This is a genomic window from Micromonospora sp. NPDC004540, assembly GCF_040610095.1.
In the GTDB taxonomy this organism is placed as follows: domain Bacteria; phylum Actinomycetota; class Actinomycetes; order Mycobacteriales; family Micromonosporaceae; genus Micromonospora.
In genome coordinates this window covers 96,288-118,463 of sequence record NZ_JBEXLR010000002.1, presented here as the reverse complement: position 1 = coordinate 118,463, position 22,176 = coordinate 96,288, and the positions used below count along the sequence as shown (strand labels likewise).

The 22,176-nt window shown below is 70.6% G+C and carries 21 protein-coding genes; 10 read left to right on the top strand and 11 right to left on the bottom strand.

Annotated features, from left to right (window positions below):
* Nucleotides 1-34 precede the first annotated feature (34 nt).
* Together ABZV78_RS01405 and ABZV78_RS01400 are read right to left on the bottom strand one after the other, a co-directional pair.
* Complete coding sequence (locus ABZV78_RS01405) at nucleotides 35-460, bottom strand: nucleoside deaminase (protein WP_355634796.1); 426 nt, start codon at nucleotides 458-460, stop codon at nucleotides 35-37.
* A 305-nt stretch (nucleotides 461-765) separates the two neighbouring features.
* Nucleotides 766-1,725 carry a DUF4034 domain-containing protein gene (locus ABZV78_RS01400; protein WP_355634795.1) on the bottom strand — a complete coding sequence of 320 codons (960 nt, stop codon included), beginning with the start codon at nucleotides 1,723-1,725 and terminating at the stop codon, nucleotides 766-768.
* 110 nt (nucleotides 1,726-1,835) lie between these two features.
* Here ABZV78_RS01400 and ABZV78_RS01395 point away from each other — a divergent pair, with 110 nt between their 5' ends.
* Entirely contained in the window at nucleotides 1,836-2,174 is a 339-nt protein-coding gene (locus ABZV78_RS01395; protein WP_355634794.1) for a metalloregulator ArsR/SmtB family transcription factor, read from the top strand.
* Nucleotides 2,171-2,653 (top strand): SRPBCC family protein, encoded by a 483-nt coding sequence (locus ABZV78_RS01390; protein ID WP_355634793.1) that lies wholly within the window; start codon nucleotides 2,171-2,173, stop codon nucleotides 2,651-2,653. The genes ABZV78_RS01395 and ABZV78_RS01390 overlap by 4 nt, the downstream gene beginning before the upstream one ends.
* A gap of 71 nt (nucleotides 2,654-2,724) precedes the next feature.
* Here ABZV78_RS01390 and ABZV78_RS01385 read toward each other — a convergent pair whose 3' ends face one another.
* Together ABZV78_RS01385 and ABZV78_RS01380 are read right to left on the bottom strand one after the other, a co-directional pair.
* Nucleotides 2,725-3,519, bottom strand: a complete 795-nt coding sequence (locus ABZV78_RS01385; RefSeq protein WP_355634792.1) for a serine protease — start codon at nucleotides 3,517-3,519, stop codon at nucleotides 2,725-2,727.
* 134 nt (nucleotides 3,520-3,653) lie between these two features.
* Nucleotides 3,654-4,550, bottom strand: coding sequence for a helix-turn-helix domain-containing GNAT family N-acetyltransferase (locus ABZV78_RS01380; protein ID WP_355634791.1), 897 nt, complete (start codon nucleotides 4,548-4,550; stop codon nucleotides 3,654-3,656).
* A 179-nt stretch (nucleotides 4,551-4,729) separates the two neighbouring features.
* On the opposite strand from ABZV78_RS01380, the gene ABZV78_RS01375 reads away from it, so the two are divergent.
* Nucleotides 4,730-5,191: a peptidoglycan-binding protein gene (locus tag ABZV78_RS01375; RefSeq protein WP_355634790.1), complete on the top strand. Its 462-nt coding sequence runs from the start codon at nucleotides 4,730-4,732 to the stop codon at nucleotides 5,189-5,191.
* A gap of 245 nt (nucleotides 5,192-5,436) precedes the next feature.
* On the opposite strand, the gene ABZV78_RS01370 is transcribed toward ABZV78_RS01375, so the two are convergent.
* Complete coding sequence (locus ABZV78_RS01370; protein WP_355634789.1) at nucleotides 5,437-6,909, bottom strand: M1 family metallopeptidase; 1,473 nt, start codon at nucleotides 6,907-6,909, stop codon at nucleotides 5,437-5,439.
* A 146-nt stretch (nucleotides 6,910-7,055) separates the two neighbouring features.
* On the opposite strand from ABZV78_RS01370, the gene ABZV78_RS01365 reads away from it, so the two are divergent.
* On the top strand, nucleotides 7,056-8,201 hold the full coding sequence (locus ABZV78_RS01365) for a hypothetical protein (protein ID WP_355634788.1): 1,146 nt from the start codon (nucleotides 7,056-7,058) through the stop codon (nucleotides 8,199-8,201).
* Between the two features lie 26 nt (nucleotides 8,202-8,227).
* Here the strand turns inward: ABZV78_RS01365 and ABZV78_RS01360 are convergent, their stop codons facing one another.
* Entirely contained in the window at nucleotides 8,228-8,887 is a 660-nt protein-coding gene (locus ABZV78_RS01360) for a helix-turn-helix domain-containing protein (protein ID WP_355634787.1), read from the bottom strand.
* Nucleotides 8,888-8,993: 106 nt separating this feature from the next.
* On the opposite strand from ABZV78_RS01360, the gene folE reads away from it, so the two are divergent.
* On the top strand, nucleotides 8,994-9,590 hold the full coding sequence (folE, locus tag ABZV78_RS01355) for a GTP cyclohydrolase I FolE (protein ID WP_355634786.1): 597 nt from the start codon (nucleotides 8,994-8,996) through the stop codon (nucleotides 9,588-9,590).
* 28 nt (nucleotides 9,591-9,618) lie between these two features.
* A complete protein-coding gene (locus tag ABZV78_RS01350; RefSeq protein ID WP_355634785.1) occupies nucleotides 9,619-10,875 on the top strand; it encodes an FAD-dependent oxidoreductase in 1,257 nt (418 codons plus the stop codon).
* A gap of 100 nt (nucleotides 10,876-10,975) precedes the next feature.
* Here ABZV78_RS01350 and ABZV78_RS01345 read toward each other — a convergent pair whose 3' ends face one another.
* Nucleotides 10,976-11,389, bottom strand: coding sequence for a DUF2267 domain-containing protein (locus ABZV78_RS01345; protein WP_355634784.1), 414 nt, complete (start codon nucleotides 11,387-11,389; stop codon nucleotides 10,976-10,978).
* Between the two features lie 315 nt (nucleotides 11,390-11,704).
* On the opposite strand from ABZV78_RS01345, the gene ABZV78_RS01340 reads away from it, so the two are divergent.
* The 3 genes from ABZV78_RS01340 to ABZV78_RS01330 all read left to right on the top strand — a co-directional run bounded on the left by ABZV78_RS01340 (nucleotide 11,705) and on the right by ABZV78_RS01330 (nucleotide 16,692).
* The gene (locus ABZV78_RS01340) at nucleotides 11,705-13,522 is read left to right on the top strand and encodes a glycoside hydrolase family 3 protein (protein WP_355634783.1); all 1,818 of its coding nucleotides are present in this window, start codon (nucleotides 11,705-11,707) and stop codon (nucleotides 13,520-13,522) included.
* Between the two features lie 8 nt (nucleotides 13,523-13,530).
* Nucleotides 13,531-15,339: a serine hydrolase gene (locus ABZV78_RS01335; protein ID WP_355634782.1), complete on the top strand. Its 1,809-nt coding sequence runs from the start codon at nucleotides 13,531-13,533 to the stop codon at nucleotides 15,337-15,339.
* Between the two features lie 114 nt (nucleotides 15,340-15,453).
* Nucleotides 15,454-16,692: a glycerophosphodiester phosphodiesterase family protein gene (locus tag ABZV78_RS01330; RefSeq protein ID WP_355634781.1), complete on the top strand. Its 1,239-nt coding sequence runs from the start codon at nucleotides 15,454-15,456 to the stop codon at nucleotides 16,690-16,692.
* A gap of 90 nt (nucleotides 16,693-16,782) precedes the next feature.
* On the opposite strand, the gene ABZV78_RS01325 is transcribed toward ABZV78_RS01330, so the two are convergent.
* Genes ABZV78_RS01325 through ABZV78_RS01315 form a run of 3 tightly spaced genes read right to left on the bottom strand, consistent with a single transcriptional unit; the run spans nucleotide 16,783 to nucleotide 19,810 of the window.
* Nucleotides 16,783-18,165, bottom strand: coding sequence for an ABC transporter substrate-binding protein (locus ABZV78_RS01325; protein ID WP_355634780.1), 1,383 nt, complete (start codon nucleotides 18,163-18,165; stop codon nucleotides 16,783-16,785).
* A 47-nt stretch (nucleotides 18,166-18,212) separates the two neighbouring features.
* Nucleotides 18,213-19,043 (bottom strand): carbohydrate ABC transporter permease, encoded by an 831-nt coding sequence (locus ABZV78_RS01320; protein WP_355634779.1) that lies wholly within the window; start codon nucleotides 19,041-19,043, stop codon nucleotides 18,213-18,215.
* Nucleotides 19,040-19,810 (bottom strand): sugar ABC transporter permease, encoded by a 771-nt coding sequence (locus ABZV78_RS01315; protein ID WP_355634778.1) that lies wholly within the window; start codon nucleotides 19,808-19,810, stop codon nucleotides 19,040-19,042. Before ABZV78_RS01315 ends, ABZV78_RS01320 begins: the two co-directional genes overlap by 4 nt.
* 347 nt (nucleotides 19,811-20,157) lie before the next feature.
* On the opposite strand from ABZV78_RS01315, the gene ABZV78_RS01310 reads away from it, so the two are divergent.
* On the top strand, nucleotides 20,158-20,733 hold the full coding sequence (locus ABZV78_RS01310) for a DinB family protein (RefSeq protein ID WP_355634777.1): 576 nt from the start codon (nucleotides 20,158-20,160) through the stop codon (nucleotides 20,731-20,733).
* On the opposite strand, the gene ABZV78_RS01305 is transcribed toward ABZV78_RS01310, so the two are convergent.
* On the bottom strand, nucleotides 20,730-22,088 hold the full coding sequence (locus tag ABZV78_RS01305; protein ID WP_355634776.1) for a hypothetical protein: 1,359 nt from the start codon (nucleotides 22,086-22,088) through the stop codon (nucleotides 20,730-20,732). The two genes, ABZV78_RS01310 and ABZV78_RS01305, sit on opposite strands and share 4 nt — an antisense overlap.
* Nucleotides 22,089-22,176: the final 88 nt, after the last annotated feature.

Below are 22,176 nucleotides of genomic sequence, written 5' to 3'. Positions count from 1 at the left end.
CCTCGCATCGCCGACCTGGATCCGCCAATGGGCGCTAGTAGTAGTTGTCGATCGGCTGGCGTGCCTCGTCGAACAGCGCGGGCCCCTCGTACCGGACCGGGGGCAGCGGCGGGGTGGCCGGCTTGACCTCCTCGAACTGTTCGGCGGACAGGGCGTACACCACCCGGCCGAGGCCGGACCGGTCGATCGCGGTCGCGCACATCGGGCAGGGCTGGCAGCTGGTGAACATGGTGGTGCCTGCGGCCACCTCGGGGGCGAGTTCGCGAGCGGCCCAGCGGGCCAGCTTCAGTTCCGGGTGGGCGGTGATGTCCGAGTCGGAGACCACGGTGTTGTGGTCCTCGATCAGGACGGTGCCGTCCGCACCGACCAGCAACGAGCCGAAGGGCCGCTCGCCGGACGCCCCGGCCTGGTTGGCGATTTCCACGGCACGGCGGAGAAACTTCTCGTCGTCGGGGGTCATCGGTCCTCCTGGGAGCTGTGGTAGGCGGCCACGGCCGCATGGGTCCGCCAGGCGCGCTCGGGCTGGCGGATCTCGGTCAGGGCGCCGTCGTAGTGTGATGCGCGGCGTCAACGCGGGCACCGGGCGGCCCAGTTCGTCAGCGATGGCCTTCAGCCGCCCGGCTGCGTCCGCCAGCCATCCGGCACATCGGGGTCGGCGCCGGGGGCGAAGTTCGGTACGTTCACACCACTTCGCATCGGTCCCACGCTAGCCACAACGCGTCCGTGGTGGAACACCATGTTCCCGGAACAGGTCGTAGGCCGGGATCAGGAGATGTGCTCGTGGACCCAGTCCCGGGACCGCGTGAAGGCCGTGACGGGATCGCCCACATAGTTCCACGGCCACTCGCTGACGTGGTCGCCGAGCATCTCGAAGACCCGCGCCGCGGCCTCGAACTCGTGGGCCAACTCCAGGCCCAGCGCGAACACGCTCGCCCGCGGCACCCAGCCGAACGCAGGCCGGAACGCCGGATGGAAGATCGACTTCTCCGCCGCCGCCAGCAGGTCCGCGCGCACCTCGGCGGACTGCATGTACGCGTCGCTCTCCTCGACCGGCACCTCGAGCCACTTCTCGACGTGCGCGACGGCCAGCAGCTCCGGCAGCAGGCTGCCGTCCGGAGCGGCCGCGGTCGCCTCCCGCGCGAAGGCGAACATCTGCTCGTCGTTGCCGAACCACTTGGGGCACAGGTACTGCAGCCGCTGTTCGTGCGCGACGACGTGACCCGGGTGTCGCTTCACCACCTCGTCGAAGCGGAGGCGGGCCTCGTCCCGGCCGACCTGGCGGCCGCGGGCGGACGTGACCAGCCAGGTCCGGGCGGTCACGTCGTCCGGGTCGCGGGCGACGACCTCGTCGAGCAGGTTCTCAGCCAGCCGGAGCCGGCGCCGGAACTGCCGGAACTGGTCCTGGCTGGTGTACTCGGCGCGCTTCCCGCCCCGGGCATCCCAGGCCCAGTGCACGGCGTGGCAGCCGCGGACCAGCACGGGCAGCGTCGACTCCGGTTCGGCGTCGACCCACTCCCCGATCCAGTCCTGCACGCCGTCGACCGTCCCGACGGCCTCCAGGAGAAAGGCGCGGCTGTCCGGATCGGTGGTGGCCGCGAGGATGTCCCGGGCCGTCCGCCAGTCCCGGGCACCGAGCGCGTCGAGGAGCGCCCGCGCCTGCGGATCACCGTAGGCCGGGTCGACGACGGGCCCGGCCGGCTGCCGGCGCTTCCTGAACGGCCACATGTGGATCTCCTCCCCGAGCCAGGCCGGAGAGCCTATCGGGGCCAGGGCGGGCCCCGCCACGGGCCTCACCGTCGTTGACATGTGACCATCTGGTCACCTATTCTGTTCTCGTGAGCGACGACGACGATCTGGTGTTCAAGGCGCTCGCCGACCCGACCCGACGCGCCCTGCTCGACCGGCTCTTCGTTCGCGACGGCCAGACGTTGACCGAGCTGGAGTCCGAGTTGGCGATGACCCGTTTCGGGGTCATGAAGCACCTGCGCCTGCTCGAGGATGCCGGTCTCGTGGTCACCCGACGGCAGGGCCGGGAGAAGCTGCACTTCCTCAACCCGGTGCCGATCCGGTTGATCCACGACCGGTGGATCGACAAGTACACCGAGCACCACACCACGACGCTGCTCGAACTCAAGGCGGAACTCGAACGCGACAACCCGAAGGAGAGTCCATGACCACCACGACGACGGCCGGGACGACCAAGGTCTACCGGGTCTACATCAAGGCCACCCCGCAGGCGATCTGGGACGCGATCACCAAGCCGGAGTGGACCCGGAGGTACGGCTACCAGGGCCTCGCCGACTTCGACCTGCGGCCGGGCGGCAGATACCGGGCCCTGGCCATCCCGGAGCACCGGGAGGCCGGCATGCCGGAGGTGCCGGTGGAGGGCGAGGTGCTCGAGGTGGACCCGCCGGTCCGGCTGGTCCAGACCTGGCGGCCGACCTGGCTGGACGAGCCGGCCACCAGGTTGACCTACGAGATCGCGGAGCGGGGCAACGGCGTCACCTCGCTCACCGTGACCCACGAACTGGCCGGTGCGCCGCAGACCATGGCGCAGGTCAACGGCGAGGTCGAGAGCGCCGGTGGCGGCTGGCCCGAGGTCCTCAGCGACCTGAAGTCGCTGTTGGAGACCGGCAGCCCGCTCTACGCCTGACCCGAGCCACCGGGTGCGGCGCACGCGAGGGCGGCCCGGCTGGTCGTGAGCCGGGCCGCCACGTCGTGCGGTCAGCCGCCGAGGCTCGCGGCGGCCGAGGCGATGGCCGAGGAAAAGTAGCTGACCTGGGTGTAGACACCGGGGTAGTTGGGGCGGGCGCAGCCGTTGCCCCAGCTCACGATGCCGACCTGGATCCAGGCGTTGCTGGCGTCGCGGCGGAACATCGGCCCGCCCGAGTCGCCCTGGCAGGTGTCCACGCCGCCGCTGGCGTACCCGGCGCAGATCTCCTCGGCGGGGATGATGTCGCCGCCGTAGTTGGCGTTGCAGGTGGCGTCGCTGACGAACGGCACGGTCGCCTTGAGCAGGTACCGCTGCTGCCCGCCCCCTTCGGTCGCCGCGCCCCAGCCGGCGACCGTGAACGTGCCGTTGTCGTAGGCGGTGGTGTTGGCGATCTTCAGGGTGCTCAGCCCGGTGACCGGGGTGGCCAGCCGGATCAGCGCCCAGTCCTTGCCGCTGCCGTTGTAGCCGGGGGCCCGGTAGACGTAGTTCGACCGGACCGTGATCCGGCTGGACGACTGGAGGTCGACCACACCAAGGGTCGCCGTGATGCTGGTGTTGGTGCCCGTACGGCCGACGCAGTGGGCGGCGGTGAGCACCAGGCGGGGGCTGTACAGCGCGCCGCCGCAGCCCATCGAGAGCCGCACCATGAACGGGAATTCGCCCTGCGCGGCGCGGGTGCCGCCCACGACGTTCGGCGTGATCGGCCCGGGGTCGGCGACGGCGGGTGCGGCGAGGGTGAGGCTGCCCGCGGTCACCGCGGCCAACGCGGCGGCCAACAGGCCGGTGAGGGTGCGCCAGCGAACCATGAATTCCTCCGCATCAGGACCGGTGCGCCTCGGGGAGCGCACCTGATTCGAGATTGCGGACAGCATATTGAGATCAATGGATTTGCTGGCCATACCCTTCGGGTCGTATCACCCGGATATGGGCACTCGTCGCGTCACGGCGCCAGGGGCTTTTCGAACCAGTGGTGCGCGTACGGCTCGTCGTTGTACGGCGCGATCTCCTGGTAGCCGGCGGCGCGGTACATGGCGATCGCCTCGGTCAGGTTGCGGTTGGTGTCCAGCCGGACGGCGGTCCAGCCCCGCTCGGCGGCGTACCGTTCCAGCTGGTCCAGCAGGCGGCGACCGACGCCGAGACCGCGGACGCCGTCGGCCACCCAGACCCGCTTGATCTCCGCCGGCGCGCCGGCGTGGAGCTTGATCGCGCCGCAGCCGACCGGCTCGCCGTTGAGGGTGGCCAGCAGGAACATGCCGGCGGGCGGGACGAGCTCCTCGTCGCGGACCGGCTTGCTCCGGGCCGGGTCGAATCCGTCGTCGAAGCGCTGCGCGACCTCGCGGGCATACGCCCGCACGCAGGCGCGGGCCCGGGGATCTCCCGGCGGGCAGGGCTCGACCACCACCATCGAGCTGACGAGCAGCCGCTCCACCTCCGCCATCGCCGCGACCAGGCGCCCGCGGCGCTGGTCGCTGAGCGGTTCGAGGATGGACCGGGCCAGCTCGTCGGACCGCTCGTCCAGCTCGGCCCACTCCGACCGTCCGGCCTCGGTCAGGGCGGCGACGCGCACCCGTCCGTCGCCGCCGGCGCGCCCTGCCGGGCCGACGCGCACGAGTCCGTCGCCCTCCAGGGTGCGCAGGAGCCGGCTGAGGTAGCCGGAGTCCAGTCCGAGCCGGGCCCGCAGGGCCGCGACCTCGGCGCCGTCGGGGCCGATCTCCCACAGCAGCCGCGCCTGCGCGAGAGGTCGGTCGCGGGACATGTACTGGTCGTCGAGCGCGCCCACCCGTTGGGTGACCGTCCGGTTGAACCGCCGCACGGTCGCGATGAGGTTCGAGTTCATGTGCCTGACTTTAGTCAGGCTTTCCGGTGGACCGCCAGGGCCGAGCCAATGCTCGGGCATCGACCCGAACGAGGTCGACAACCTGCCGCTCGACCAGGGCGTCGGATGTCTGACCGGCGACTTTGCACTGCGGCGTAAGGCAATTGCCCAGGACCGGACGGCCCGGCCATCATCGCGCAATGAAGAGAATCTTGCGCATGAAGCGGCTGGCGGCACTGTCCACATTGCTCGCGACCGCGATCGCGGGCACGCTCGTCTCCGCCAACCCCGCCTACGCCCGCAGCCAGCCGGAGTGCGAGTCCTATGTGGTCGTGAGCAACCAGGCGGGCTACCAGGCCGCCGCGCCGATCGGCCAGTACGGCGTCCTGCCATGCTCGCTGCTCTGGGGCGACGGCGGGCCGGGCACGCTGGCCCTCCAGTGGGCCCTCAACGACTGCTACCTCGCACCCGCGGGCAAGACGCTGCTTCAGGAGGACGCGTCGTTCGGCCAACTGACCTACAACGCGCTGAAGTTCGCCCAGAGCAAGGCGGGCATCACCTCGGACGGCCAGTTCGGGCCGACGTCACGCGCGTACCTGAAATTCCCCTCCATCGCAGGCGGCACCAGCACCTGCGCCCGCCTCGGTCGTCCGACGCCGTAGCTGCCGCCGGGCAGGCCCTGCCATCGGCCACCGAGGGCGGAGGTCGCACCAGCTGACCGGAACATGGGAAGCACGCGCGCCGGCGGTGACAGCGCAAATGCTGTCACCGCCGGCACTGCTTTTGCGGTCGTCGACACCGCGGCGGCGCTCAAGGCCGGCCGCGCCGCCTGACCCGACCACAGCAGGACACCACCGCAGCGGCGCCCCGGCAGGTACCGGCCGGAGCGCCGCTGCGGCGGCCCGGCTCAGGTGACCGTGATCCGCTTCGGCGTGGTCTTCGAGTCCAGCCAGGTGTTGATGAGCTTGGTGAAGTCGCGCCCGGTCTGCTTGTTGACGAAGGCGATGAACGACGCCCGGTCCTGCTGGGTGTTGCGATGCTCCTGCGCCCAGGCACGGGCCAGCGCGAAGAACGCCTTGTCACCCAGCTGCCGGTGGATCTCGTGCAGCATGGCCTCCGGGCAGAGGTAGACGTTGCCCTCGGCGAAGTTCTTCGGGTTGGGCTTGCCGGGCGGGCCGAGCTTCTTGCGCATGGCGGCGTCGGCGTCCCGCAGGTACCGGTCCAGGCTGGCGTCACTCAGGTGCAGGGTTTCCTTGGTGTGCAGGTCCGTGGCGTACTGTGCCCAGCCCTCGTTCAGCCACAGGTCGGTCCAGGTGGTCGGCGTGACGGAGTCGCCGAACCACTGGTGGGCGTACTCGTGCAGCAGGTCGCTTCCCCAGCGGTCGCGACGCGCCTTGGTGTTCTCGATCTTCCGGCCCATGGTGATCATCTGCTGGGTCTCCATGCCGGACGCCGAGTCCACCACCACGACGCCACCGGACGGGAACGGGTACGGACCGAACTTCTTCTCCAGCCAGGCCAGGTACTGGGGGGACTTCTTGAGGTACGGCAGCAGCTTGTCGTCGGCGCCCTTGCGGTACCAGTAGGTCAGCGGGATCCCACGGGGCCCCTTGGCGGTCAGCTTCTGGTACTTCCCGACCGCCAGGGTGGTCAGGTAGGTCGCGACCGGGTCGGCGCTGCGGTAGGTGAACGTGTTGCCGGACTGCCCGGCCGGGGTGCCGCTGGCGATCGCGGACCAGCCCGCCGGGACGGTCACCCGGATGTCGTAGAGGGCTTCGTCGGACGGCTGGTCGTTCGCCGGGTACCAGGTGAAGGCCCCGAACGGCTCCTGCATCGTCCAGAGGCCGCCCTCCTTGCTGACGGTGAGGCCGAGAGCCTCCACGTCCTTGCGGTGCGACGGCATCGGCGTCGTCTTCGGCTTGCCGTGGTACTTCACCACCAGCGTCACCGGCTTGTCGGCGACGACCGGGGCGGTCACGGTGAGCTTTTCCTTGGCCACGGTCCCGGTGACCGTCGTGTCGTCCAGCGTCACCCCGTCGACCTGGTAGGGCATGAAGTCGAGGACGAGGGCGGGAGCGTCCTTGGTGGGCCGGATCCGCAGGGTGGCGGTGCCCGTGAGGGTCTTCGTCGACGGTGCCCAGTCCAGCGCCAGGTCGTAGTGCAGGACGTCCAGGGCGGTGGTGCCCCGAGCCGGGTAGACCTTGTCGGCCACCGGGGTCGAGCGCCCGGCCTGCCAGGCGGTGTAGTCGACGGCGGGGGCGGTGGGGCTCGGTGTGGTCGTGGGGGCGGACGAGCCGGCGGCCGGGGCGGCCGGATCGGTGGTGCACGCGGTGACGAGCAGCGGTGCGAGAAGCAGGGTCAGTGGTACGCGGCGACGCATCAGCGCACCATACGGCAGAGATCCACTCCCGAGGGGGCCGTCGTCGGTTGGCGCCTTTTGCGGCTTTGCCAGCATGGCACAACCCGTCTGGCCAGCCGACGAGTTCGGCAGCAGGATGAGGACGAGGCTCTGATTGGGTGGTTCCCATGGTCAGCACCGACCAGGCAGTTCACAATTTCCGCCGCTTTCCGGTGGAGGCCCGACGGTCGGCGGCGGCCGCGACGGAGGAGCGCGACCAACGCCTGAAGGCGATCACGAAGAAGCGCAGCAGCAGGGCGGTGAAGCTGTCGGCCGAGGCGAGCCAGCGGCTGCGACGCCTGCTGGGCGACGACACCTGGGCGGACCTGCGGGACCTGATGCGGCAGGAACGGATGACCGTTCGCGACCTGCTGCAGCCGCCGCAGGGGCTGGAGTCGAGCTACGCCGACCTGCACCGGGCCCGGCGGCGGAAGGCCAAGGCGTTCCTGCGCAGCCGAGACGTCCGACGGGAGGCGATCGAGGCGATCGCCGCCGGCTACCACGAGGCGATCGGCGACGTGTTCGCCGCCGACGAGAACGTCAGCCCCGGGTTCCACCTCTCGAACAACCTCGACAAGTGGCTGAGCCTGTCCCCCTTCCACGATCGCGCGCTCCCCTGGGGCGTCTTCGAACCCGATGACAGCGACGACCCGCACCGGTGGGAGGTCTTCCGGCCGCCCTTCTTCGGGTTCAACTTCGGCTTCGTGCCGGTGCGCAACGACAACTTCGTCGTCGACCGCATCCACACCCTGAACCCGTCGGTCGGGGACGTCGGCATCTCGATCACCATGGAGGACGGCGACGCCGGCGACTTCGACTACGCGTCCGGCGACGCCTTCAGCGCGATCGCGTTCGCGTTCGTGCCGCCGACGACGGGCCTGGTCGAGGTCCTCATCGACGCGCAGTGCGTCGAGGCGACGCACCGGCTGGAGACGACGGACGAGTGGGGATGGTCGAACTCCCGCACCACCCAGCAGAACTTCCTGATGCTCGACGTCCTGCACCCCAACGTGGCCGAGCCGTCGTACGCCGCGATGTCGACCCTCGACGAGACCACCGACGACGACGAGAGCTTCCACCAGGAGAAGCTGAGCCGCGGCACCCACTACTTCGCGCAACTGTTCAGCGCGGGGCCGGTGCCGGCGGGCCAGTCGGTGGTCGTGTGCGCGGGCACCCGCTCGTTCGACAAGAGCGGCACCAACGACGTGTCCATCGACAGCACGTCCGACTTCCGGTGGTACATCAGCTCGGTCGAGGTCCGCGTCTCACCGTGACCGGCGCCGCGTCCCACGAGGGGCGGCTAGTGCTCCGGGACGCCGTCCAACCGGACGCAGCAGGCCCCGGGACGTGGCGCGAGCCGGGCCAGCAGGTCGGTGCGTCCGGCGGCGTCGATCATGCCGGCGAGGAACGCATGGTTGAGCCCGCACACCAGGGCGGTCTGCCGGGTGGCCAGGGCGTGGAACGGGCAGTTGCGCAGCAGCACCTGGTCACCGAGCGCCTCGGGCTCGAAGCCGAGGCCGGCGAGCACGGCGACGAGGTCCTCGCCGGTGTCGCGTACCCGTGCTCCGACGTCCCGGCCGCGTTGCCAGGCATGGCGCCGCGCCGCCGCGGGGGCGTCGTGCGGGTCGTCGGCGACCGCGTCGGCGAGGATCTCGGCGATGAGCTCGTAACGCCGCTCGGGAACGGTGATCGCCACGCCGTCGCCGGCCGCCTCGTAGACCTTCGGCGTCCGGCCGCGGCCCCGGGGCTGGTCGGCCGGCGACTGGTAGGTGGCCCGCAGCAGCCCCGACTCGACGAGCTTGTCGAGGTGGAACGCGGTGAGGTTGCGGGACATGCCGTGCGCCTCGGCCGCCTCCTCGCGGGTGACCGGGTGACCGGCCCGGCACACGTAGTCGTACAGCGCCCGTCGGGACCGGTCGACGAGCGCGGCCATCGCGCTCCAGCGCTCCCCCGTGCTCATGGCCGAGAGGTTATCACCAATCAGGGCTATTGAAATTCCGGAGGCGGTGGGGCAGCATGATCGCTATCACCAATCAGCGTTGGTTAAAATCCCCCGGGGGGCCTGAGTGAGTGTCAGCGCGCTACGAGTGCAGCAGCAGCGTCCCCGCCGCGACCCGGCAGCCGCCGAACGGGCGGCGGCGGACTTCCTGGCCGCGCTCGGGATGGACCTCTCCGCCGAAGGGCTCGCCGACACCCCGGGCCGGATGGCCCGCGCCTACGCCGAACTGCTCACCCCGCGCGAGTTCCAGCTGACCACCTTCGACAACGACGAGGGCTACGACGAGCTGGTGCTGGCCCGGGCCATCCCGATCCGGTCGGTCTGCGAACACCACCTGCTGCCGTTCGTCGGCGTCGCGCACGTCGGCTACCTGCCCGGCGAGCGGATCCTGGGGCTGTCCAAACTGGCCCGGGTGGTGGAACTGTTCGCCCGCGGCCCGCAGGTCCAGGAGCGCCTGACCAAGCAGATCGCCGACTGGCTGACCAGCCACCTGCGGCCGCGCGGGGTCGGCGTGGTCGTCGAGGCGGAACACCTGTGCATGACGCTGCGCGGCGTCCAGGCCGTCGGCAGCAGCACCATCACCTCCACCCTGCTCGGCACCCTGCGCGACGACCACCGCTCGCGCGCTGAGTTCTTCACCCTGGCCGGGGTCGGCCCACGCTGACCGACGCATTCCGAAAGGAGCTGGACCGATGTCGAAGACCGGCACGTTCGTGATCGTGGGCGCCGGGCTCGCCGGCGCGCGGGCCGCGCAGACGCTGCGGGAGGAGGGCTTCGACGGCGGCATCGTCGTGATCGGCGACGAGCCCGAGCGACCGTACGAGCGGCCACCCCTGTCCAAGGGCCTGCTGACCGGCGATGCCGAACCCGACAGCGTGTTCGTGCACGACGCCGGGTGGTACGCCGAGCACGACGTCGACCTGCGCACCGCCGTCAGCGTCAAGGCGGTCGACCGGTCCGCCGGGGAGGTCCGGCTCGCCGACGGCCAGCACGTCCGGTACGACAAGCTGCTGCTGGCCACCGGCGCCACGCCCCGCGACCTGTCGGCACCCGGCGTCCACCTGGACGGGGTGCTGCGGCTGCGTACCCTTGCCGACAGCCGCCGGATCGGCGCGGCGCTGGTCGACGGCGCGCACGTCGTGATCATCGGCGCGGGGTGGATCGGCCTGGAGGTCGCCGCGGCCGCCCGGCTGCGCGGCGCCACCGTCGACGTCGTCGAGACGGCCGCGCTGCCGTTGCGCCGGGCGCTGGGCGACGAGATCGCCCGGGTGTTCGCCAACCTGCACCGGGACCACGGCGTCACCTTCCACTTCGACACCGAGGTCCGTGAGATCCGCGGCACCGGTCGCGTCTCCTCGGTCCTGCTTGCCGACGGCACCGAGTTGCCCGCCGACGCCGTGGTGGTGGCCGTGGGCGTGCGGCCGAACACCGAGCTGGCGACCGCGGCGGGCCTCACCGTCGAGAACGGGATCGTCGTCGACGCGTCCCTGCGCACCGCCGACGCGGACATCCACGCCGCCGGTGACGTCGCCAACGCCTACCATCCCGTGCTGCGCCGGCGCCTGCGCGTCGAGCACTGGGCCAACGCCCTCCACGGCGGCGCCGCGGCGGCCCGCGCCATGCTGGGACAGGCGGTCAGCTACGACGACCTGCCCTACTTCTACACCGACCAGTACGACCTGGGCATGGAGTACGTCGGACACGCCCCGCCCGGGGCGTTCGACCGCGTCGTCGTCCGGGGCGACGCCGCCAAGCGCGAGTTCATCGCCTTCTGGACCGCCGGCGGTCGGGTGCTCGCCGGCATGAACGTCAACGTGTGGGACGTCGTCCCGTCGATCCGACGGCTCGTCGCGGCCGCCGATCCGGTCGACCTCGCCCGGCTGGCCGACCCCGACGTCCCACTCGACGAGCTGGCGCCGCCCTCGACACCCGGGACGCAGCTCGGATAGGCGGCGGCGCTCGCGGCGCGACAGGCCGACGCGCCGGCCGGCCGGCTGCCTCACCAGGCAACCGGTCGCCGGCATCCCTGCTCCTCCTCGAGCGGGCGTGCTACGAGCCGGGGCGCCGCCCGCCACCGGCACCCACCGGTTCGATCGCCTGCCGGAACTCCTTCGGAAGCTGGGCCATCGCGTCCTCGAACTCGTCGCGGGTGACAGCCTCACGGAGCGTGGTGAGCACCGCGCCGACTGCGGCATCGGCGAGCGCACGGTCGACGTCCTGGCGATCCGCCACCCGCTGCACGAAATCGTCGAACCCGAGCGACGCCTTGATCTGGTCCTGTCTACGCGGTTTGCGCAGGCAGTCGTCGAGCCCGTCGGGAAGCTGATAGGCAAGGTCCTCGGCCTGGCCGGCGCTGATCCGATCTGCCAATGCCTCCAACGTCGCGCGGGTGACTGTCGCCGCCTGATCGGTGGACACCTTTGCCCGCGTGGCCACTGCGTTGATGAAGTCCTGGTATTCCACCTGATTCCTCCCCGTCGGATCGCCGTCGAATCACCAGTTTGCGAGCCGCTTCGGTACGCCTTGCCCACATCCTCCTGCAGCGGTGGGTGACCCTGCCTCATCCCGATCGGGCGACCACAAGGACGCGCCACACGAGCGCCGCCGGGCACCGGCGCATCACGGAAGACCCAATCGCGCATATTCCGGTCATCTTCGGCGAAGAGGCCGTCTCCCGCAGATCGGTCTTCCGCACCCGCGCTTCTTGTAGTAAATCTTCTTGACGGTTGGCTGCTCCGTAGCTAAGTTTCAGGCATCCGGAGAGAGAGGTCATCGTCTATGAAGACCCGACTCGTCACCAGCACCGCCCTGGCAGCCACCTTCGCGACCACCCTCGCGCCGCTCCCCGTCCAGGCCTCCGTCGACGTTGTCCCCTCCGCGGGCGAGCACGGCTGGGTCACCTCGACGTTGCGGCACATGAGCCTGGAGCAGAAGGTCGGCCAACTCTTCGCCACCTATGTGTACGGCAGGGACGCCACCGAGCCCACGGCCGCCGACCGCGCTGCCAACCGGGCCGCCTTCGGCGTCGAGACTCCGGCCGAGGTGATCAACGAGTTCCACCTTGGCGCCGTCTGCTACTTCTCCTGGTCCCACAACCTCGACAGTCCCCGGCAGATCGCCACCCTCTCCAACGGGCTCCAACGGGCAGCCCTCGGCGACGGCAGCAAGGGCCGGGTACCGCTGCTCATCTCCACCGACCAGGAGCAGGGCGTGGTGCTACGGATGCCCGCCCCCGCCGCGCAGTTCCCCGGGGCGATGGCCCTGGGCGCCGGCCGTTCACCGGCGGCCGCGGAGACGGCGGCGCAGGTCACCGGGCGGGAGTTGCGTGCGGTCGGCATCAACCAGCCGTACGCGCCGATCGCCGACACCAACATCAACCCGGCGAACCCGGTGATCGGCGTACGGTCCTTCGGCGCCGATCCCACCCTGGTGGGCGAGCTCACCGCGGCCCAGGTCACCGGGTTCCAGGACGGCGCCGGGGTGACCGCGGTCGCCAAGCACTTCCCCGGCCACGGCGACACCGGCACCGACAGCCACACCAACCTGCCGGTGATCACCCACAGCCGCGAGGAGTGGGAGCGGACCGACGCGCCGCCGTTCCGGCGGGCGATCAGCGCGGGCGTGGAAACGATCATGACCGCCCACATCCTGGTGCCCGCGCTGGACGCCTCCGGTGACCCGGCGACGTTGTCGCCGACGATCCTCACCGGCGTGCTCCGGGGCGAGCTCGGCTTCCGCGGCGTCATCGTCACCGACGCGCTCAACATGGCGGGCGTGCGGCAGAAGTACGGTGACGACCGGGTGCCCGTGCTGGCGTTGAAGGCCGGCGCCGACCAACTCCTGATGCCGCCGGACCTGCGGCTGGCCCGGGACGCCGTGCTGCGGGCCGTCGCCACCGGCGAGCTGACCGAGCGGCGCATCGACGAGTCGGTCGGGCGGATCCTCGCCCTGAAGTACCGGCAGGGCCTGGCCGGGTCGCCGATGGTCGACGTCGAGGAGGCGGTACGCAGGGTCGGGGCGCCGCAACACCTGGCCGCCGTTGCCCAGGTCACCGACCTGACCCTCACGGCGGTCCGCAACGACGCCGGGCTGTTGCCGCTGGCCCGCGCGGACCGGTCGGTGCTGGTCACCGGTTGGGACAACGCCGCCTTCGCCCCGATCGCCACGGTCACCGCCGGGTTCACCGCCCGAGGCGCCCGAGCTACCGCCCGGCCCGCGACCCTCCCATCCGACCAGGTGATCTCCGCGACGGCCGCCACGGCGGCCCAGCACGATCTCACCGTCGTGCTGGTGAACAAGGCGTGGGACACCACGGTCACCGACCCGCGGGCCAGCCAGCAACGGCTCGTCGCGGCGCTGCTCAGCACCGGCAAACCCGTCGTCGTGGTGGCCGTCCGGGACCCGTACGACATCGCGTACCTGCCGGGCGTGACCACCTACCTGGCGACCTATTCGTACACCCAGGCGGCGATGGATGCTCTCGTCCGCGCGCTGCACGGCGAGCTGTCCCCCCACGGACGGCTGCCGGTCACGATTCCCGCCGCCGACGGCGGGGACGCGGAGCTGTACCCGTACGGCCACGGCCTGACCTGGTAGGAGGGACGATGAAGCAGAGTGTCCTCGGCACCCGGCCGCTCCGAACCGTCGCGCTCGGCCTGGCCGCGACCGTTCTGGTCACGGCGGTGCCGCCGGGGCCGGCGGCCGCCGGCGCGCAGCCGCCGGCGGAATCCGGACCGCCGGCCGTCAGCCCCGCAGACATCCAGTTCCGGCACGACACGCTGCGGCCCGGCGACGCGCGCGAGGTCGGCCTGCTCCCCGAGCAGGTGGATCGCCTGCCCGCCGACCTGGCGGCATACCTGGTGCCGACGCCCGACCACCCCGGCTACCCCACGTACGCGGGCGCCGTGGCTCTGGCGGGCAAGGACGGCGTGATCGTCCAGCACGCCGCGGTGGGAACGGCGGTGCGGTACGCCGCCGTCGGACCACCGCCCGGGCTGGCCGGGGTGGAACTCCCCGCCGACCAGCAGGTCCCGACGCGGCCGGACACCATCTTCGACCTGGCGTCGGTCTCGAAGTTGTTCACCACCATCGTCACCATGCAGCAGGTCGAGCGGGGGCGGGTGGACCTGGACGCCCCGGTCGCCCGCTACGTCCCGGAGTTCGCGGCCGGCGGCAAGGAGACGGTCACCGTACGGATGCTGCTCACCCACACCTCCGGTCTGCCTGCCTTCACGCCCCTGTGGAGCAGGTACCCGACGCCGGCCGAGCGGTTCGCCGCCGCGCTGGCCACGCCCCTGGCGGCCCCGCCCGGCACCCGCTACGTCTACTCGGACCTCGGCCTGATCTCGCTCGGCGTACTGCTGGAACGGGTGACCGGGCGAGGGCTGGCCGAGCTGGTCCGCGACGGCGTCACCGGGCCGTTGGGCATGACCGACACCGGCTACAACCCGGCCCCCGAGCTGCGCTCGCGGATCGCCGCGACCGAGTACCAGGCGTACGCCGGGCGGGGCATGGTCTGGGGCGAGGTGCACGACGAGAACGCCTGGTCCCTCGGCGGGGTGGCCGGGCACGCCGGCATCTTCTCCACCGCGGCGGACCTGGCCGTGCTCTGCCAGTCACTGCTCAACGGCGGCGAGTACCGCGGGCACCGGATCCTGCGGGCGGACACCGTGCGGGCGATGCTGGTCAACTACAACGCGCCGCTCGAACAGGCCTACCCGGAGAGCGACCGCGGGCTGGGCTTCGAGCTCAACAAGCACTGGTACATGATGGGGCTCTCCTCCCCCGTGACGTTCGGTCATACCGGCTTCACCGGCACGTCGATCGTCATCGACCCGCTCTCCCACTCCTTCCTGATCCTGCTCAGCAACCGGGTGCACCCCGATCGCGGCTGGGGCAGCAACAACGTGGCCCGGCGGGCGGTCGCACGTGACCTCGCCGAGGCGATGCCGGTGCTTCCCCGGTCACGCGAAGCCTGGCGGGCCGACCCCCGCGACCTCGCGACGGTCACCCTCACCGCCCCGCTGCGCCGCGCGGCGCACGGCGGAAAGGCGAGCTTCCTGCTCTGGTACGACACCGAGCCGCGCTATGACAGCGCCCGGCTCGAGGTCTCCACGGACGGCGGTTCGACCTGGGCACCGGCACGGATGCTGCTGCAGCACGGCAACCAGCGGTGGACCAGCGACGGCACGGTCACCGGCTACGGCGGCCGGGTCTGGTGGACGGCCTCGGTGGAGCTGCCCGACCAGGCGACCCACCTGCGCTGGAGCAGCACCACCGACGGCTCCAGCCAGGGCCGCGGCGTCTACGTCGACCAGATCAGCGCCACGGACCGGGACGGGCTGCTCTTCCACAGCGAGGGCGCCGACGCCGCACGACTCGTCGCCGACGGGTGGTCCCCCGCCCGCAGCTGACCGCGTCCGAGGTGGCCGGCGGATCCGGGTGCCGCCACGAGCAAGCCGAGCTGGGCCCCGGTTAGGGTCGGGCATTAGCCGGAGGCGTTGACCCTTTCTCAGGGAGTTTCTTGGATGAGCACGAGTCCGTCATCGGGGCCCGCCCTTCCCTCCGGCGCACCTGTCGGCGATGCGGGGCCGGCGGTGGCGCCGGTTCCCCGGGCCGGCACGACACCGCCGGTCTGCCGTAGCGGAAGGCGCGCCACGACGTACGCGCACCGCGGATCGTCCGGGATGGCGCCGGAGAACACCGCGGCCGCCTTCGAGCTCGCGATCGCCGAGGGCGCCGACTACGTCGAGACCGACGTGCAACTCAGCGCCGACGGGGAACTGGTGATCATCCACGATGTGACGCTCGCCCGCACCACCGACGCCCGGCTGGCGTTTGCCGACCGCGCACCCTGGAACGTGCAGGCCTTCACCCTCGCCGAACTGAAGAAGCTCGACGCCGGGGGATGGTACGAGGGCGAATTCACCGGCCAGCACATCCTCACCTTCGACGAACTGCTCGACCTGCTCGGGGGCCGGGTCGGCCTGAACCTTGAGCTGAAGTCACCCGCGGTGAATCCCGGGCTGGCGCAGGCGGTCGCCGCTCGGCTGCGCCGGCGGCCCGACTGGATCGAGCCGGGCGCCCGCCCGCAGCCGCTGATCGTCGGGTCCTTCGATGAGCAGGCCCTCCGGGACTTCCACACGCAACTGCCCGAGGTCCCGGTCTCGCTGATCACCTACGACGTGCCGGCGGGCGGGATGCTGACGGACCTCGCCGGGTGGATCTTCTCGCTCAACCCGGACATCCGCCGGCTGCGGCCCGAGGACGCGGGCCGCGTCACCGAGGCGGGTATGGCCCTGGTGCCGTGGACGGTCGACTCGCCCGAGCTCTGGCGGTGGGCCCTGGACCTCGGCGTCGGCGGCATGATCACCAACTACCCGCACGCCCTGCGGGACATGCTGCACGGCCGCGACCGGGTGCCCGGTGCGGCGGGCGTGGTCATCGACGACGTCAGGTACCGCTCCCCCGGCGACGGAGCGCGGTGGACCGGCGAGCACGTCGTCCTGCGCAACGTCTCCGACCAGCCGGTGGACGTGGGCGGCTGGTACCTGCGTAACCAGGCGTCCGACCGGATCGTGGTGGGCGACGGCTACGTCATCCCAGCGGGAGGGCTGCTGCGGGTGCACACCGGCCCGGGCGACAACGACGCGACCACCTACCACAACGGGCGCACCACGGCGGTCTGGAACAGCAGAAACGGCGATTCCGCCGGGTTGCACCGCGCCGACGGCACGATTGTCGACCTGTACGCCTACATCATCTGAGCCGACCGACGCGCCGGGGCCCCCGCGCCTCGACGAAGCGGGGCCGGCTCCATCGAGCCGGCCCCGCTTGCCGAGATGTCTCGTCGGTGGTCAGCTGACGGACTTGTTGTAACTGTCGATCGCGGCCTGCACACTGGCCGCGGCGTCCTTCATGGCCTGGTCGGCCGGCTTGCTACCGACGATCGCCGCCTCCAGGCCGTCCTCGGACGCCTTGCGGGCCTGCGGCATCACGCCGAGCAGGCAGCCGGCCGACGCGACCGACGGCGGCAGCGCGTGCAGCTGGTCCACGGCGGTCTTGAACTGCGGGTACTGCGCCACCCAGTCCTTGTCGATCTGCTCGTCGAGCGCCTTGGCGTTGACCGGCACGTACCCGGTGCCGGTGTGCCACTTGGCCTGCTGGGCCGGGGTCACGGCGAACTTCACGAACTCCCAGGCGGCCCGCTTCTCCTTGTCGCTGTGCCCGGCGCCGTTGATCCACAGCGAGGCGCCGCCGATGATCGGCCCGCCCGTCGCCGAGCTGCTCGCCTTCGGGTACGGCGCGGTGAGCACGGTGAACTTGCCCTTGGCCGCGTCGATGTAGCCGCGCATGGCGCCCGTGGACTCCAGGTGCATCGCCACCGTGCCGGCCTTGAAGGCAGCCTGGGCGTCGTCGGTCTTGCGGCCGGTGTTCGTGGCGTAGCCGCCCTTCACGAGGTCCGCCCACCACTGCGCGACGCGCACGCCGGTCTCCTGGTCGAACTGCACCTTCGTGGCGAGGCCCTTGCGGCCGTTGCCGTTGTCGCAGTACTCCTTGCCGTCGGTGGCGATCAACTGCTCCACCAGCCAGCCGTAGATGGCGGCGCCGAAGCCGTACTGGACGGTCTTGCCGCCCGCGTCCTTGACCGTCAGCTTCTTCGCCATCTCCCCGATCTCGTCGAGGTTCTGCGGCGGCTTCGTCGGGTCGAGGCCGGCCTTTACGAAGGCCTCCTTGTTCAGGTACAGCAGCGGGGTCGACGTGTTGAACGGCATCGACTGGAGCTTGCCGTCGATCGAGTAGTAGTTGGCGATGTTCGGTTCGATGTCGCCCGCGTTGAACTTGTCCTTGTCGATGAACTTGTACATCGGCACGGTCTGCTTGGAGTCGACCATGAAGCGCGAGCCGATGTCGTAGATCTGCACCAGCGCGGGGGTGTTCTTCTGCTGCACCGAGGCCTTGTACTTGGCGATCGTCTCGTCGTAGTTGCCCTGGTAGATGGCCTTGACCTCGACCTTGCCACCGCTCTGGGCGTTGAAGTCGGCGACCAGCTTGTCGATCGCTGCGGCGTTGGCGCCCTTCATCCCGTGCCAGAACTCGATGGTGGTCTTGTCGGTGGCCTTCTCGAGCACCTCCGCGCCGGGCGCTTCGAGCGCGTCCTTGCCGGAGTCGGTGCCGGACCCGGAACCGCCGCAGGCCGTCAGCGCGGCGGCGGCTACCAGGGCGACGAATGCCGTCATGCTCCGGCGGAGCCTAGGTTGTCTCACGGGGTTCTCCTCTTTGAGAGTTAACGCAGTGCCCCGGCGGTGAGGCCGCGGACGATGAAGCGCTGGCCGAAGAGCACGACAGCCAGGGTGGGCAGGAGGGACAGCGCGACGCCGGCGAGGACGAGGCCCGGCTGCGCCACCTCGGCGTCGTTGAGCTGGGAGATGCCGATCTGCAGCGTCTGGAACCTTGAGTCGCGGATCAGGATCAACGGCCAGAAGTACTGGTTCCACGCCGAGAGGAAGACGTAGACCCCGACCGCCGCGATCGACGGCTTGGACAGGGGCACGATGACCCGCCACAGCAGGCGCCAGTGACCGCACCCGTCGATCACCGCGGCGTCCCGCAACTCGGTGGGAAACTGCAGGAACGCCTGACGCAGCAGGAACGTGCCGAACGCCGAGGCGAGGAAGGGCAGCACGAGACCGAGGTAGGTCATCCCGCCCCGCGCCAGCCCCCAGCCGGAGATGGCCAGGTAGTTGGGGATGATGATCGCTTCCCACGGCACCATGAGGGTGGCGAGGAACAGCGCGAAGGTCACCGCCTTCGCCGGCAGGCGAAGGAACGCGAAGGCGTACGCGGCCAGGATGCTGGTGACGATCTGGGCCACCGTGATGGCTCCGGCCTGGACGGCGGAGTTGACGTAGAAGCGACCGAGCGGCACCGAGCGGAAGACGTCGCTGATGTTCTGCCAGTGCAGCTGGTGAGGCACCAGCGCGGGCGGGTAGGTCGCCAGGTCACCGGGGCCCATCACGGCGCCGACGAAGCCGTAGTAGATGGGGAACAGGACCGGGATCGCGGCCAGGCCGAGCACGACGTAGACGGCGAGCTTGCCGAGACTGAACTTTTTCATCGGTAGTGGACCCGCCGCTCGAGGATGCCGAACTGGACGGCCGTGCAGCCGAGCATGACGACCAGCAGCACGACGGCCTGGGCGCTGGCTGATCCGAAGTCGGAGGACCCGAAGGCGAACGCCTTCTCGTAGATCGAGTAGACCAGTGTCGTCGTGGCCTGGTCCGGGCCGCCCTTGGTCAGGATGTGGATCTGTCCGAAGCTCTGCAACGCGTGGATCGTGGACACCACGACGAGGAAGAACAGCTGTGGAGAAAGCAGCGGCACGGTGATCCGGGACGCCAGACGCCAGCCGGTCGCGCCGTCCAGCCGCGCCGCCTCGACCACCTCGGGCGAGATCGCCGCGACGCCGGCGGAGAGCACGAGGACGTTGTAACCGAAGTTCATCCACACCGTCGCGGCGCAGACGGCGGGCAGCGCGATCGACGGGTCGGTGAGCCAGTTGACCCGGTCGATCCCGAGGGATCCGAGCAGGCCGTTCGCCACACCGATCGCCGGGTTGTAGATGACGGCGAAGACGACCGACGCGGTGGCCACCGAGAAGGCGAACGGCAGCGCGAACGCGGTGCGCAGCACCCGTACGCCGCGGATGCGCGCCTCCAGCAGCAGCACCACGAAGAGCGCACCCAGGACGGCCGGCACCACCGAGAACAGCGTGAACAGGCCCGTCGTGGCGAGCACCTTGCCGAAGTCGGCGGACAGCATCTCCCGGTAGTGCTCCGCACCCACGTACACCGACGGGGCGCCGAAGAGGTCGTTGCCGTGCACGGACAGGTACAGGGTGCGCCCCAGCGGCCAGAATACGAACAGCGCGAAGACGACGACCGACGGCAGCAGCAGCAGCCATCCGAGACCGGATTCGGTGAAGCGCGCGGGCTCCCTTCGTCGGACGGTGGAGCGTGTGGACTCTGTGGTCGGCGCGCGGTCATCCGGTGGGGCGCTGACGGTAGGCGGGGGCGGCACGGCAGCACAGTACCAACGGCACAGACCGAAAGAAATCCTTCGGCGCGGGACCCGGAGCTGGAAGTTCCTTCCAGTGGTGGGTGGCTTCCCCTACCGCGGGCTCTGTGGATCCGGGGCAGCGCCGACACCGAGCCGGATGCCATAGTGCCGCCATGAAGGCAGACCTGCGCAGTTACTTGACGGGCGGCCGCGACGCGCTGCTGTGGAAGCTCGACGGGCTCAGCGAATACGATATTCGGCGCCCGCTGACCCGGACCGCCACCAACCTGCTCGGTCTGGTCAAACACTCGGCGGCCATGGAGACCCTCTACTTCGGCGTCGTGTTCGGCCGGCCGTTCGAGCAGGAACTGCCGTACGTCGGCGACGGAGCGGAGACCAATGCCGACATGTGGGCGACCGCGGACGAGAGCCGCGAGGAGATCGTCGACCTGTACCGTCGCGCGATCGCCCACGCCGACACCACCATCGAAGCCCTTGCACTGGACGATGTCGGCCGCGTGCCGTGGTGGGGCGATGCAGCGGTCACGTTGCACCACGTCCTGATCCACGTCATCGCGGAAACGCAACGGCACGCGGGCCACGCTGACATCGTGCGGGAACTCATCGACGGCGCGGCCGGGCTGCTGCCCAGGAACGACAACCTGCCCCCCGCCGACGAGTCATGGTGGCTGGACTACCGCCAGCGAGTGGAGCAGGCCGCCCTCGACGCCAGCAAACGCAGCAACTAGTTTCCTCCCTCGTCGTGCGGGACGGTGACAGTGACGGTGCAGCCGACCGGCCGGCCGACCTCGTCGTGACCGGCATACGTGAGGTGGTAGACCCGGTCCCCGCCGTTCCCGGCCCGTTCGGCCCGCAGCTTGCCGCTCGTGTCCGGTGCGCCGGTGGCGAAGTCGCTGACGTCCGCGGCGTCGCCCCCGGTCACGCCGGTCAGGGTGAACGCGTTCGGGCCGAGCACACCGTCGTGCAGATCCACGGTCACGTCGACGTCGACCAGCTCGTGGTTCGGCGGCCACAGGACCGGCCGGTCCGCAGCGCAGTCCAGTTTCCGTACCGGCAACGGGTTCGCCAGGGTGGCGGTGGCGTGCCCGATGGTCGCGGTCAGCCGGCCGCCGGCCTCGTAGTACATGTGCGCGGTGAGCCCGTCGAAGTAGAACGTCGGCGCGGCCGAGCGGCCGAGGTCGGGCGCGCCCGACATGGAGTCGTGCACGATGCCGAGGTGGATCTCCTGGTCGAAGTCCTCCCCGACGTCCACCGCGTGCATGTTGCCGTCGGCGGCGTGGTAGATCACGAGGTTCCGGCCGTTCCAGCGCAGGAAGAACGGTCCGGACGCGTTCGGGCCCTCGATGCCCTGCGGGGTCACGATCGGTTCGGACTGCATGGTCCAGTTGCGCGCGTCGTTGGAGACCGCCCAGCGGATCCGGCGGGACACCGGCCCGGTGGGGCCGGGCGCCCCACCCGTGGGATTGTCCATGAAGAGCATCAGGTAGCGCGTGCCCAGGCGGGGCACGGACTGCTCGAACACCCGGGCGTAGGAGGTCTCGCCGCCGGTCGTCTCGTTGCGGCTGACCGCGGTGCCGCCGTAGCTGAAGTGGATGCCGTCGTCGGAGGTCGCGTACCGGGTGATCGGGTTTTCGCCGTGGAAGTAGAGGAAGAGCTTCCGCTCGCCCTCGATCCACACCGCGTGCGGTGAGGAGATGTGGCTGACCGTGGAGTAGTGGGGCAGCCAGGTGTTGCTGATCAGCGGGTTGGCGTCGTACTCGGTCCACGGACCGTTGATCGAGTCGGAGTACGCGAGGGCGATCCCGCCGGGCCGCTCGTGCGGCGCGTAGTACAGGTAGTAGGTGCCGAGCGGGTTGGGGAAGTAGTCGGCGGCACGGATGACGCTCGGGAAGATGAACTCGTTCGTCGGGTTGTAGGCGAGCGTGCTCTTGTCGAACGCGGTGCCCTGGTAGGTGAACTGGGGGAAGTCAAGGCCGGGATCGGCGGCGGCCGGTGCGGCGCCGGCCATGGCGGCGACGAGCAGGCCGGCACTGGCGGTCGCCAGGACAGTCCGGCGGGACGACGGGGCGGATGGTCTCGTCATGCGGCTTCCTCTTCTGTCGGTTCGATCGACGACACGAGCGGCACGGAGTGACGCTCCGTAAGAACACAGGGGACATCGGCCGGCGAGC